This window comes from Rhodococcus sp. NPDC127593 (assembly GCF_042671975.1).
Taxonomy (GTDB): Bacteria; Actinomycetota; Actinomycetes; order Mycobacteriales; family Mycobacteriaceae; genus Rhodococcus_F.
The window spans coordinates 160,312-172,949 of the sequence record NZ_JBHXWI010000003.1 but is presented as its reverse complement, the minus strand read 5'-3'; the positions used below and the strand labels follow the sequence as shown (position 1 = coordinate 172,949).

Genomic DNA, 12,638 nt, shown 5'->3' with positions numbered 1-12,638 from the left:
CGCATGAGACCAGACTTGAGAGCCGCCGAAGACCGCGCCGGAGCCATCGTCGGCACGGTCGAGTACCGGGATCTCGGCCCACTACGCGCACAGGAGACAGTCGCGTTCGCGCGTGCATGCGGTGAGGTCGACCCGCGTCTCCTCGACCCGGATTCCGCAGGTTTCGAAGTGCATCCCCTGTATCTGCCCAGCGTGCTCCGGGGGCCCGGCGGAGGCGTCGCTGCCGAATACCGGGCCGACGGCATGTTCCGGGACGAGGTTCCCGGGACCGACGGACTGGACGTGCGGCTGATGGCGGGCGGGCAGAGCGTCACCTTCCACCGCCCGGTTCCTCTCGGCGATCCGATCACGGTGCGCCGCAGCCTCGACACGGTGGAACGAAAGGGCAGGCCGGGCTCGGACTTCCTTCTCCTGACAGTGTCGAAGACCTACCGTGCGTCCGGTGCGGGCGATCTCGCGACCGTCACCGAAAGGTTCATCGTCCGATGATCGCTGAATTCGGAGGCGACGCCGAGGTCGGGCAGAAGATCGGATCCATTGCTCAGCAGACGAATCCGGTGCTCCTTCTCCGGTTCGGCGCAGCCACCCACAATGCCCACCGCATCCACTACGACCCCGAGTACGCCAGGATCGAGGGGCTCGACTCCCCGGTCGTGATGGCGCAGTTGCAAGGGGCACTGTTCTTCCGGGCTGCCGCGCTGTTCGCCGGGGAGCCTGCAGCCGTCGTCTCCGTCGGATGGCGCAACCGTGCACCCGCGTACGTGGGCTGCGAACTCGTCGTCACCGGCGTCGTCCGCGAGATCTCGGACGGGCTGATCACACTCGATCTCGAGGAGCGCGCCGCAGGTGGCACCCTGTGCGCGGTCGGGGAGGCGGTGGTGATCGCAAACATGAAACCGGTCTGCTGAGCGAACCGGATCCGTTGGCGGTCGAACAGTGTTCACCCAAGATCGCACTATCAAACATCTCGTGTCGAGAGGACTTCACATGACTGGTGTCGAGGCGCCGGAAGCCACGCAGGCGTTCCCGGAGCGGCCGCGTGCGGCCGGTCGGCAGGACTGGACGGCGTGGCCCAAGTACAACGCGGCGGGTAGTGGGTACCGGGGCTACTGGTACCCCGTCACCTGGTCCAGTCACATCACGAAGGACCCGAAGAGCTTCACGATCTGCGGAGAGAAGCTGGCAATCATTCGTGACGCGGGGAAGGCGTACGCACTCCACGACCGTTGCCCGCATCGCGGTGTGCCGCTGTCGGAAGGCGACCAGCAGTTTCCGGGAACTGTGAGCTGTCCGTATCACGGATGGACGTACCGCCTGACCGACGGCAAGCTTGCCGCGGTCATCACGGACGGGCCGGACTCGAAGATCTGCGGCAAGCTGTCGGTGCAGACGTACGCGGTCGAGGAGCGGCTCGGACTCGTCTGGGTGTACATCCCCATCGCGAACGAGCCGGCACCGTCGATCGACGACCAACTGCCGCGTGAACTGGTCGAGAACGCCGGGATCGTCGGTGGGCGCATTCAGCCGCGCGAGGGGAACTGGCGTTTCGCCTGCGAGAACGGCTTCGACGAGGGGCATGCGAAGTACCTGCACCGCACGGCGCTGTGGAGGCTGTTCAAGCCGATGCCGACCTGGAACATCACCAGCATCGTGCCGGAGGGTCGCTGGATCTTCCGGGTGCAGGACGAGGTGTACTGGGAGGCCGACTTCCCCGGCGTGGGGAAATGGACCAACAAGCGGTGGTGGAAGAAGAAGCCCGACGAGAGCAAGGTGTCGCAGATCGGCAACGTCGGTGCCGGACTACAGGTGAATCCCGTCATCGCGGCACAGAATTTCCCCGGGTTCGCGTCGCTGTCCATGCCGGGCGTGCTCCGCATCGCATACCCGAGCTTCATTCATTACGAGTTCTACGTGCCGGTCGACGACGACCGTCACCAGTACGTCGGATTGATGGTGAACTTCGTCTCCGGGGCCAGGAAGACGCTCGGGTTCTACCTGAAGTATCTCGGCGCCATCCGCTGGCTGTTCCACGGTCAGTTCTCCGGTCAGGATGCGTGGATGGTGGAGGTCACCGATGCGCCGCCCGAGAAGCTGTACCGGCCCGACGTGTCGCTGACCACGTGGCGCAACCTCGCCGAGGAGGAATACTCCGAAAAACTCTCGGCTGCGGCGAAATTCGTCCCCGAACCGGCGGTCCGGGCCCGTGAGCGGAGAGTGCCCGCATCTCGTGGCGGTGCAGCAGCCAAGTCCGCGGACCCCGTGAAAACCAGCGAGTAGAGGAAGTATCATGCTCAAGAATCTGATCACTCTGATTGCCGGTGGGGCCGTCGTCGCGGGCGTGCCGATCGCATGGCGGTTCATCGCGACACGCAGCAACACCCAGGTACATCAGGTCAATCGATGACGGTCGGACAGGTGGATGCGCTCGCCGGCCTCGATGCGCAGCGCCGGCGATGGACGGAGCAGGCGTGCTCGCACGTCGACCGTGACCGTCTTCGCGAACTGCTGACCGGACTCGTCGACATTCCCAGCCCGACGGGAGACGAGGCTCCGTTGGCTCGGCACATCACCGCGACGCTCGAGGCGTCGGGGATCGAGTCGCACACGATGTATCTCGATGATCGGCAGGCGAATTCGTGGGGACGCGTCCGCGGGAACGGCACTGGGCCGGATCTGTTGCTGTATGCCCCGATCGACACGGTGACCAGTGGCAACCCGGAGGAAGATCTTCCCTGGGCGGGGGAGTCGCTGCGAGCCGACATGCTTCCGCGCGCCGTGGCCGACGATGACTACGTCATCGGACTCGGCGCCTCGAATCCCAAGGGACACGCGGCCTGCGTGATGGCCGCCGGGGAGGCCATCCGCGCGGCCGGCATCCCACTGTCGGGCGATCTCCTGCTGGGGTTCGGTGCGGGTGGAATGCCGACGAATGCCCGCCCCGGCGTAGGGAACCCGCGGCGAAACACCGGACAGGGTGTGGGCTGTTCCTACCTGCTCGAACAGGGTGTGAGGGCCGATTTCGCGCTGATCGCCAAGCCGGGCTGGACAGTGTCCTGGGAGGAGGTCGGCCTCGCCTGGTTCGAGATCACCGTGCACGGCAGCCACACGTACGTGGGCTCCCGCCACCGGCTGCCCTACCGGAATCCGGTTGCCCTGGCCGGTGCAGTGGCCACACGACTCGAGGAGTGGTTCCCCAAGTACTCGCAGGCCCACCGAGACGGCCTCGTTATGCCCCAGGGGATGGTTGCGAATATCCGGGGCGGGTGGGAGCGCACTGCCTCGTTCACGCCGGAGAACGTCCGGATGATGGTGGATCTTCGGCTCAGCCCGCGCACCACACCGAGCGCCGCCAAGCGCGAGCTCGTCGCGGCTGTGCGGGAGATTTCCGATGAACTCGGCGGAATCCGGATCGATGTGGAACAGGTCCTGTCGATTCCGGGTGAGGGCTCGGATCCACAGATGTGGTTGTGCCGCAGCGCCGTCGAGGCGTGGGAAGCGGTGGAAGGCGCCCCGCACACGGAGTTCCACGACGCGAGCGGTGCTACGGATGCGAACATCCTTCGCGGGCGCGGGATCCCCACCGTGCGTGTGGGGATGCCGAAGGTGGTGGATGCGCCTTTCGAGGTGGACTTCGCGATGGGGATGAACACGGTGGACCTCGGGGAGGCGGAGAAGCTCACCAGATATCTCATCCGTGTCGCCCTCGACACGGTCACCCGCTCGCTCGACGAAGTAGGAGTGGACTGATGGCGAAGATCGTGCTGGGTGTCGGGGCGTCCCACAGCACCCTGATGAACACTCACTGGGAGGAGACCACCCACAAGGCCGAGGCCGAGCGGTTCCGCGACGCGCTGTACGCCACGAGGGACCGGATCGCGGCCGCGAGACCCGATGTGGTGTTGATTCTCGGCTCGAACCACTTCCGTGGATTCTGGCTCGACCTCATTCCTGCGTTCACTCTCGGTGTCGGCGAATGTAATTCGAGCGGTGAGTCCGGGACCCCACAGGGACCGCAGAAGGTCGATGTCGACCTCGCCCGGCACCTGGCGAACGAATTGATCGAAAGTGGACGGTTCGACCTGGCGTACTCGGCCCGCCTGCAGATCGATCACGGCCAGTCCCATGCGATCCAGTACCTGCTCGACGGTCTCGACGTGCCGATCGTCCCCCTCGTGGTCAACGTGTTCGCGCCGCCGCTGCCGACGTTCGAGCGGTGCGCGGAACTTGCCGACGCCTTGCGTGCGGCGATCGCCGACTACCCCGCCGACACACGGGTCGTCGTCGTCGCCTCCGGCGGTCTCTCGCATCGGCTCCCGTGGCCGGACTGGCGTGACCCGCACGGTGAGGACGAGGACTTCATGGTCCAGGCATGGCTCGACGGCCGGGAGAACTGGTCCGACTACGACGTGCGCCGCCGACAGATCATCCGGGCCGCGGAGGCCGCTATCACCCCGGAGTTCGACGATCACATCCTCGACCTGTTCACCGCGGGAAAGGCGTCGGAACTGGCCGGCTACTCCACGAGCGAGATCGAGGAGCAGGCAGGCAACGGCGCGCAGGAACTGCGGACGTGGCTGATGATGGCCGCGATGATGGACTACATCCCCGCCGAACGCCTTGCCTATGAGGCGATTCCGGAATGGCTCACCGGAATGGGCGTTGCCGTGCTCGACCCCTCCCATTCGTACTCACCGTAGCGAAGGATTCAACAATGACAATCTGGAACGAACTGGCCGGACTGGACTTCACACTGAAGACGGTGGACGCCGCCGGAGTGCCGACGCGCTCGCTTCAGGCGGGCTCCGGCGACGAGGCGGTGGTGTTCCTGCACGGCACCAGCGGCCACCTCGAAGCGTTCGCCCGCAACATCGCCGCGCACGCGCCGTACTACCGATGCCACGCCATCGACATGCTCGGGCACGGCTATACAGGTAAGCCGGACTACGCCTACGAGATCCCTCGATACGTGGAGCATCTCGTGAACTACCTGGATGCCGTCGGACTCGACCGGGCCCACCTGGTGGGCGAGTCGCTCGGCGGCTGGGTCGCCGCTCATCTGGCGAGCGAGCTGCCGGATCGTGTCCTCTCGCTCCAATTGCTCGCTGCGGGAGGCACAGTCGCGAACCCTGCCGTCATGGAGCGCATCAAGTCCTCGACAACCAAGGCGGTCCAGAGCGACGACATCGAGCTGACCCGGGCCCGGCTGCACCTCCTCATGCACGACCCGGCGGACGCGACGGAGGAACTGGTCGAGGCACGCCATCGGATCTACCATCAGCCCGACTTCGTTGCGAACATCCACAACCTGCTGTCGCTGCAGGAGATGGACACTCGTCAGCGAAACCTGCTGCGTCCGGATCGGCTGGCGAAGATCCAAGCGCCGACCTTGGTCGTATGGGGTCACGACAATCCGTTCGGTGACGTCCCGGAGGCGCAGAAGATGGCCGAGGACATCCGCGGAGCTCAGCTGCAGCTCTACCCCGAGTGCGGGCACTGGCCGCAGCACGAGCAGGCGGCGCTGTATAACCCGCTGAGCCTCGAGTTCCTTGCGAAGGCCTCCGCCCAGGCGAAAGCGCCTGCCTGAGCTCACCGAGCCGTGCACCACTGGCCGGCCACGCATTCCGCGCGTGGCCGGCCAGTCGTGCATACGAGACGAGAGTGGGACGATCGGTGAATCGCATCCTGGTGCTGGCTGCCGACGAGGACGATGGGCTGGGTTCGGCGATCCGGCGTGCGGTCGGCGACACGGATTACGTGGTTCGTCCGAGGTTCCGTACCGTCGGTGAGTTACGCGAACTGCTGCCGGAGGCCGACATCGTCGTCGGCGACTGGAGCGGCGCGCTGCCGCTGGGCTCCGCCGAGGCAGCTCTCGCGTCCCGGTTGAAGCTGATTCAGCAGCCCGGGGTCGGCGTGAACTTCATCGACGTGGGTGCGTGGGCTTCCGTGGGGGTTCCGGTTGCCAACACTCCGGGCGCGAATGCGGCGTCGGTCGCCGAATGGGCGGTCGTCGCGGCAGCGAGCCTGAGCAGGTCCGTTCACTGGGCCCACGCAGAAGTGGCTGCGGGACGCTGGCCCCAGGAGGCGATACTGTCGAGGCGTTGCCGTGACCTCGGCGAACTCCGGATCGGGATCGTCGGCTTCGGTGAGATCGGGCGCCGGTGCGCGGCGCTGTTCGCGGCATTCGGATGCGACGTAGCGTATTCGGCTCGCACCCCTCGCCGGGACGGGACAGCTCGCTTCCTGCCGTTGCGGGATCTGCTGAAGACAGCAGAAGTGCTGGTCGTGGCCGTGCCGGTGACCGAAGAGACGCGTGGGCTGATATCGGCGGCAGCGCTGTCGACGCTCCGGAGCGGGGCGCTCGTCGTCAATGTCTCACGCGGGGAGGTGGTGGACGAGACCGCACTCGTCGCGGCACTGCGTTCGGGAACGGTGGCGGGCGCCGCACTCGATGTGTTCGCGACGGAGCCGCTCGACCCGGGCAGTGAACTACGGACCCTCGACACCGTCCTGCTGAGCCCTCACATCGCCGGTGGCAGCGCTACCGCGCGGCAGCGGATCTACTCGATGACGGCCGACAATGTCGCACGAGTGTGCGCGGGAGACAGCCCCAGGTGGACGGTGTAGCGAGAGCCTGAAGCGGTCGATGTTTCGTCGTCGTTTCCGGAAACTGCACTGCACCGTGGCCGAATGTTGCATCGAAGTAAGTTTTGCACCGGGGTCCGCATGGTGGACCGAGATGATTCTCGGGCCTGGTCAGCGCGGTTAGGTTTCTTCATGCACGCCCGCATTTGCGGCCCAGATCACAGAACGAAGGTGTCGGTTAATGGCCTGGCGATCACAACTCGGCAAGACTGCCCTTGCGTCGGCAGCACTGCTCCTCACGGTCACGATCGGTGGGTGCAGTCGCCCCGCAACCCAGAGCACCGCGGATTCGGCCGGCGGCGGACCGATCAGGATTGCTGTCGGGATCGACGCCTCGTATGCGCCGTTCTTCGTGGCCGACCAGGAGGGCATGTTCGCGGACGCGGGTCTGGATGTGCAGCTGGTGCAGTTCGGCCGTGGCGGTGAAGCGGTCGACGCCCTCTCGACGGGTCAGGTTCAGCTCGCCGGAAGCTCCGATACGACCACGATCGCCCAGCTGCGCCAGAACCCGTCACTCCGGGCCATGTACTCGTACGAGGCCTCCGGCGACTACATCAAGGTCGTCCTGCGGAACGGGGTGAACTCGGCGGCCGACGTCGAGAAGATGGGTATCGTTCCCGGACTGAGCCAGATCTCCACGGACAAGTATCTCGAGGCCAACGGCGTTCCGGCCGGTTCGGTCGAGATGATCACGGCCACCCCTACCGACATGCCCGCGTTGCTCAGCCGGGGCGACATCGACGGCTTCGTGATGTGGGAGCCGTGGCCGGCTGCCGCCCTGGACCAGGGCACCGGGCATGTCGTCGCGCGGACCGGGGACTACGACTGGTTCTACCATCAGTGGACGATCACCACGCAGCCGTGGCTCGACGCGAACGAAGACACCGCCCGCACAGTGGCCCAGGTCCTCGACAAGGCAACCGAGCGGGTCGAAGCAGACCCCCGGGTCGCCGCCGCAGCGACCAGGTCCGCAGTCAATGTCGGTGAAGATCAGACGATTGCCGCGATCGACGAAATCGATTTCGCGGTCGAGAATCTCACCACGAAGGATATCGAGTCCGCCCAATCCGTCGTCGACTTCTACGAGAAGATCGGCGTCCTGACCGAACAGCCGGACCTCGCCTCGGCGATGCTCCTCGACTGGTACAAGGAGAGTGCGCAATGAGCGTCGCAACGATCAAGGGTGTTCCCGTCGAAATACGTGATCTGGGAATCAGTTTCGGCGCCGCAGAGATCGTTTCCGGTATCGAACTGGATGTGCAGCCGGGAGAGTTCGTCTGCCTCCTCGGCCCCAGCGGCTGCGGAAAGTCGACGCTGCTGTCCTCCATGGCGGGCTTCGTCGACCCCAGCGCGGGTGAGATCATCTGCGCTGGCGAGGAGGTGCGGGGAAGTAACGCCCACGCGGGCATGGTGTTCCAGAGCTCGGTAGCGCTCTTCGAGTGGATGACCGTCAGCCAGAATGTCGCCTACGGCCCGCGCATGCACGGCGCCGGCAAGGCCGAGCAGGCAAGGATCGCGGCCGAGTATCTGGCGATGGTGGGTCTTCCCCATGCGGGTGCGAAGTTTCCGTCGCAGCTGTCCGGGGGCATGCGCCAGCGGGTACAGATTGCCCGCGTGCTGGCCAATCAGCCTTCCCTCGTCTTGATGGACGAGCCGTTCGGTGCCCTCGATGCGCAGACCCGCCAGGTGCTGCAGATCGAGCTGGACAAGATCTGGCGGCACACCGGTTGCACCGTCGTCTTCGTCACCCACGACATCGACGAGGCACTCACGCTCGCCGATCGAGTGGTGGTCATGTCTGCGGGACCACGGGCGCGCATCAAGAGCGTCTATGAGGTGAATGCGCCGAGACCGCGCGACCGAGCCCATCCGGACGTGATCGATCTGTACGAACAACTACGTGACGACATTCGCGCCGAAGTGGTGGCGTCGTTGCGCAACCAGGGGATCGAGGAGGACCAGCTATGACCGCCGTTGTCCAGGGGCCGGCCGTGCCGACCCGCAGCGTGAAAGCGAAACGTGCGCAGAAGCGGTCGGTGGGCGTCGCCGGCGCGGCGGCCCGCACCGGGTTGCTGTGGGTGGCCTCAGGTGTGATCGGTCTCGGAATCTGGTCGTTCCTGGCGTGGTGGTACGGGCCGACGACCATCGCCTCGCCGATCGAGGTGTGGACGGCCGCGGTGGAACTCGCGGAGAGCGGCGTGCTGTGGACCTCGATCTGGGCGTCTGCACAGCGGATCCTCGTCGGATGGAGCCTCGGTGTCGTGATCGGTGCCCCGATCGGAATCCTGATGGGGCGCATCAACATCGTGCGTCAACTGCTGGATCCGTACATCGAGTTCTTTCGGTTCATCCCGCCGATCGCGTTCGTGACGCTCGCGGTGGTGTGGTTCGGCATCGGCGAGACCTCGAAGGTAGTGCTCATCTTCTACACGTCGGTCTTCATCGTCACGGTCAGCACCATCGCGGCCACGGTTGCGATCAGTGAGAACAAACTTCAGGCCGCGACCAACCTCGGCGCAAACAAACTGCAGCTCATGAAGACGGTCGTGCTGCCGTCGTCGGTTCCGGGCATCGTCACGGGAGCTCGGCTGGCAATGGGCAACAGCTTTCTCACCATCGTGTCCGCCGAGATCGTCGCCGCTGATCACGGGATCGGCTCGATGATCTGGCAGGCCCGCAACTACGGTCGCATCGACTGGACGTTCGTCGGAATCATCGTTCTCGGCATCATGGGCTTCATCTTCGACCGTATCCTGCGGATGTTCTCGGCGAAGTTCCTCTCTCGCTACGGTGTGAAATAGTAAGGGGCGCAATGAATCAGTCACCCACCATCGCCGAGCTCGCCGGCATTCCCGGCCCACCGGAATATCACGATCTCGAGCAGGAGCGACGCCGCCGCAAGATCGCGGTCATCGGCGGATACCGAATCCTGTCGCAATTCGGTCTCGACGAGGGCATCTCCGGTCACATCACGGCGCGCGACCCGGAACGGACCGACACCTTCTGGACGGCGCCCTTCGGACGTCATTTCTCGCAGGTGATGCCCGACGAACTGTTGCACGTGGACTCGGACGGCACGATCCTCTCCGGTCACGGAATGCTCAATCGGGCCGCGTTCGTCATCCATTCCAAGGTGCACGACGCCAGACCCGACGTGATCGGCGCCGTCCACGCCCACGGACTGCAGGGCAAGGCGTTTTCCTCACTGCACCGGTTGCTGTCGCCGATCACGCAGGACGCGTGCGCGTTCTACGACGACCATTCGCTCTACGAGGAGTATCACGGGGTCGCGCTGGACGAGGAGGAGGGCCTGCGTATCGCGGGCGCACTCGGATCCGGCAAGGCGGTGATCCTCACCAACCACGGTCATCTCACCGTAGGCACGTCGGTGGAGAGTGCGGTGTGGTGGTACGTGTCTATGGAGCGTTCGATGCAGGCTGAGCTCGCGGCCCGAGCCGCCGGTGATCCGGTTGAACTGCACGACAAGATCGCGGCCCAGACGTACGAGGCCGTGGGTACCGAGAAGGTGGGCTGGTTCGCCTACTCCACCATCATTCAGAAGATCGCGGCCGAGGAGCCTGAGGTCTTCGCAGCATGACCTGAGTCTCAGCTCGGTTACTCGCACACTTCGAGCGGATCTGCCGGCCCACATTTCCGGGCGGCAGGTCCGCTCTGTCGTGTCCCGGCGCCGCAGTGAACACAGTCTGCTCACCGGACCGATTTCATTTGTTCACTACCGCAGGATGATTAGCGTTCCGGACATGACTACTACGCCCCTCGCGTCGACCGGAACCGAGCTCGACGTCGACATTCTGATCATCGGCGCCGGGCCGGCCGGACTCTACGGAGCGTATTACGCGGGCTTCAGAGGTCTTCGGGTCGCCGTCGTCGACGCACTTGCGGAGCCGGGCGGTCAGGTGAGCGCCATGTACCCCGAAAAGGCGATCCTCGACATCGCAGGCTTCCCTTCCGTGCGAGGCAGAGATCTCGTCGAAGGTCTACTCGCGCAGGCTGATCAGTTCGGCCCCACCTATCTGCTGGGGGAGCAGGCGCAGAGTCTCACTCACGACGCAGCGGGTAACGCAGTGGTCGGCACCAGCAAAGGCCGGTCCATCACGGCGGGGGCGGTGATCGTCACGGGCGGCATCGGCACCTTCACTCCACGTCCGCTGACGAGGGGACTCGATTTCCTCGACCGCGGTCTGAGTTACTTCGTGCCGGACCTGTCGGCTCACGTCGGCAAGGACGTGGTGATCGTCGGGGGCGGCGACAGCGCGTTCGACTGGGCGATTCACCTGGAGTCGATGGCCCGCTCGGTCACCTTGGTGCATCGTCGCGACAAGTTCCGGGCACACAAGTCGACCGTGGCCAAGGTATACGACAGCTCGGTGCAGGTGCTGGTCAACGCCGACGTGTCGGACGTGCGCGGCAACGGCTGGATCTCCGAGGTCGACATCGCCCACAAGCTCGACAAGACCACGACCACGATTCCCGCCCAGTCCGTCATTGCGGCACTGGGTTTCACGGCAGACCTCGGTCCGATGGCGGAGTGGGGGATCGATATCGACACTCGCCACATCGTTGTCAACACGCGCATGGAAACCAACGTGCGGCGCGTGTACGCAGCCGGTGACATCACCGAGTATCCCGGCAAGGTCCGCCTCATCGCCGTGGGTTTCGGCGAGGCCGCGACCGCCGTCAACAATGCCGCGGCCGTACTCGACCCGGAGGCGGAGATCTTTCCCGGACATTCCACCGAGCAGGAAGGCTGAACAATGGCTTTTGTCATAGGCGAGGCATGCATCGACTACACCGACCGCTCGTGCATGGAGGAATGCCCGGTCGATTGCATTTACGAAGGCGAGCGCAAGCTCTATATCAATCCGAACGAGTGCATCGACTGCGGGGCCTGCGAACTGGCGTGTCCCGTGGAGGCGATCACAGTCGATCGCAAGGCGGAGCCGGGTTTCAAGGAAGACAACAAGAAGTTCTTCCTCGACATCCTGCCGACCCGCGCGGAGCCGGTGGGTAACCCCGGCGGTGCCGCGAAGATCGACGTGGTCGGCGTCGATACCCCGATGGTCGCGTCGTACTGATGGGCACGGACCTCCGGTTCGCTTATGCGGACACCTCTTTCGGTCAGGTGCACTACGCAGAGCAGGGCGACGGGCCGGTGCTGCTTCTCCTGCACCAGACGCCTCGGTCCTGGGACGAGTTTCGTGAATTGATTCCCCTGCTCGCCGTCGATCGCAGGGTGATCGCGATGGACATGGTGGGTTTCGGCGCCAGTGCCCCACTGCGGGCGCCGCAGACCATCGAGGCCTTCGCGCGTGGCGCCTGGGAACTGCTGGACTCGCTGGGTGTGGACCGCCTCGTGGTCCTCGGACACCACACGGGTGCTGCGGTGGCCATGGAAATGGCGGCCGCGCACAGCGACAGACTCGATGCGGTGGTTCTGTCGTCCTGTCCGTGGGCCGACGAGAACTATCGGACCGGACATTCCGGGAGCGGGGGAGTCGACCGGGCGCAGCGAGCCGAGGACGGTGCGCACCTGCAGACCCTGTGGGAGCTGCGTCGTCCGTACTATCCCGAGCCGGCCGCCGGACTGCTGGACCGGTTCATCCACGACGCGCTCGCGCCCGGGGTCGACCCGGCCGAGGGCCACCGGGCGTGCGCCCGATACCGGATGGAGGACCGCATCGGATCGGTGGCGGTACCTGTGCTCCTGATCTGCGCCGGCAAGGACCCGTTCTCGATGCCGAACGTCCCCACCCTGCGCTCGCGACTCGCGGCGGCGCCGTCAGTCGACTGCGTCGTGATCGAGGAGGGCACGGTGGCCCTCATCGAACGCGAGGCGGTGGCCGTCGCGTCGGCGGTGCGTGAATTTCTCGCATCGATCCAGGTCGGGGCGCCGAATGTAAACTCTGTGGAACGGGTCCACTGAACGGACCGTGTGGCGTGCGTCTCAGGTGGCCGGTCCCGTAGCGTCGCGACAT

14 protein-coding genes are annotated in these 12,638 nt (G+C 65.3%); all 14 read left to right on the top strand.

What is annotated here, in order from left to right:
- The first annotated feature begins 3 nt into the window (after nucleotides 1-3).
- The 14 genes from ACFVJ3_RS03710 (at nucleotide 4) to ACFVJ3_RS03645 (ending at nucleotide 12,586) form a co-directional block, all read left to right on the top strand.
- Entirely contained in the window at nucleotides 4-489 is a 486-nt protein-coding gene (locus ACFVJ3_RS03710; protein WP_378450772.1) for a MaoC family dehydratase N-terminal domain-containing protein, read from the top strand.
- On the top strand, nucleotides 486-908 hold the full coding sequence (locus ACFVJ3_RS03705; RefSeq protein ID WP_378450771.1) for an acyl dehydratase: 423 nt from the start codon (nucleotides 486-488) through the stop codon (nucleotides 906-908). Before ACFVJ3_RS03710 ends, ACFVJ3_RS03705 begins: the two co-directional genes overlap by 4 nt.
- A 79-nt stretch (nucleotides 909-987) precedes the next feature.
- On the top strand, nucleotides 988-2,277 hold the full coding sequence (locus ACFVJ3_RS03700) for a Rieske 2Fe-2S domain-containing protein (RefSeq protein WP_378450770.1): 1,290 nt from the start codon (nucleotides 988-990) through the stop codon (nucleotides 2,275-2,277).
- Between the two features lie 123 nt (nucleotides 2,278-2,400).
- The gene (locus ACFVJ3_RS03695; protein WP_378450769.1) at nucleotides 2,401-3,747 is read left to right on the top strand and encodes a M20 family metallopeptidase; all 1,347 of its coding nucleotides are present in this window, start codon (nucleotides 2,401-2,403) and stop codon (nucleotides 3,745-3,747) included.
- The gene (locus tag ACFVJ3_RS03690) at nucleotides 3,747-4,697 is read left to right on the top strand and encodes a catechol 1,2-dioxygenase (RefSeq protein ID WP_378450768.1); all 951 of its coding nucleotides are present in this window, start codon (nucleotides 3,747-3,749) and stop codon (nucleotides 4,695-4,697) included. Before ACFVJ3_RS03695 ends, ACFVJ3_RS03690 begins: the two co-directional genes overlap by 1 nt.
- Before the next feature lie 14 nt (nucleotides 4,698-4,711).
- A complete protein-coding gene (locus ACFVJ3_RS03685) occupies nucleotides 4,712-5,584 on the top strand; it encodes an alpha/beta fold hydrolase (RefSeq protein WP_378450767.1) in 873 nt (290 codons plus the stop codon).
- Between the two features lie 86 nt (nucleotides 5,585-5,670).
- Nucleotides 5,671-6,624 carry an NAD(P)-dependent oxidoreductase gene (locus ACFVJ3_RS03680; RefSeq protein WP_378450766.1) on the top strand — a complete coding sequence of 318 codons (954 nt, stop codon included), beginning with the start codon at nucleotides 5,671-5,673 and terminating at the stop codon, nucleotides 6,622-6,624.
- Nucleotides 6,625-6,823: 199 nt separating this feature from the next.
- On the top strand, nucleotides 6,824-7,807 hold the full coding sequence (locus ACFVJ3_RS03675; protein ID WP_378450765.1) for an ABC transporter substrate-binding protein: 984 nt from the start codon (nucleotides 6,824-6,826) through the stop codon (nucleotides 7,805-7,807).
- A complete protein-coding gene (locus ACFVJ3_RS03670) occupies nucleotides 7,804-8,610 on the top strand; it encodes an ABC transporter ATP-binding protein (protein WP_378450764.1) in 807 nt (268 codons plus the stop codon). Before ACFVJ3_RS03675 ends, ACFVJ3_RS03670 begins: the two co-directional genes overlap by 4 nt.
- Nucleotides 8,607-9,443 (top strand): ABC transporter permease, encoded by an 837-nt coding sequence (locus ACFVJ3_RS03665; RefSeq protein ID WP_378450763.1) that lies wholly within the window; start codon nucleotides 8,607-8,609, stop codon nucleotides 9,441-9,443. The genes ACFVJ3_RS03670 and ACFVJ3_RS03665 overlap by 4 nt, the downstream gene beginning before the upstream one ends.
- An 11-nt stretch (nucleotides 9,444-9,454) precedes the next feature.
- Entirely contained in the window at nucleotides 9,455-10,240 is a 786-nt protein-coding gene (locus tag ACFVJ3_RS03660; protein WP_378450762.1) for a class II aldolase/adducin family protein, read from the top strand.
- Between the two features lie 163 nt (nucleotides 10,241-10,403).
- Complete coding sequence (locus ACFVJ3_RS03655) at nucleotides 10,404-11,414, top strand: NAD(P)/FAD-dependent oxidoreductase (protein ID WP_378450761.1); 1,011 nt, start codon at nucleotides 10,404-10,406, stop codon at nucleotides 11,412-11,414.
- Nucleotides 11,415-11,417: 3 nt separating this feature from the next.
- Nucleotides 11,418-11,738, top strand: a complete 321-nt coding sequence (locus tag ACFVJ3_RS03650; protein ID WP_378450760.1) for a ferredoxin family protein — start codon at nucleotides 11,418-11,420, stop codon at nucleotides 11,736-11,738.
- Nucleotides 11,738-12,586, top strand: coding sequence for an alpha/beta fold hydrolase (locus tag ACFVJ3_RS03645; protein ID WP_378450759.1), 849 nt, complete (start codon nucleotides 11,738-11,740; stop codon nucleotides 12,584-12,586). The genes ACFVJ3_RS03650 and ACFVJ3_RS03645 overlap by 1 nt, the downstream gene beginning before the upstream one ends.
- Nucleotides 12,587-12,638: the final 52 nt, after the last annotated feature.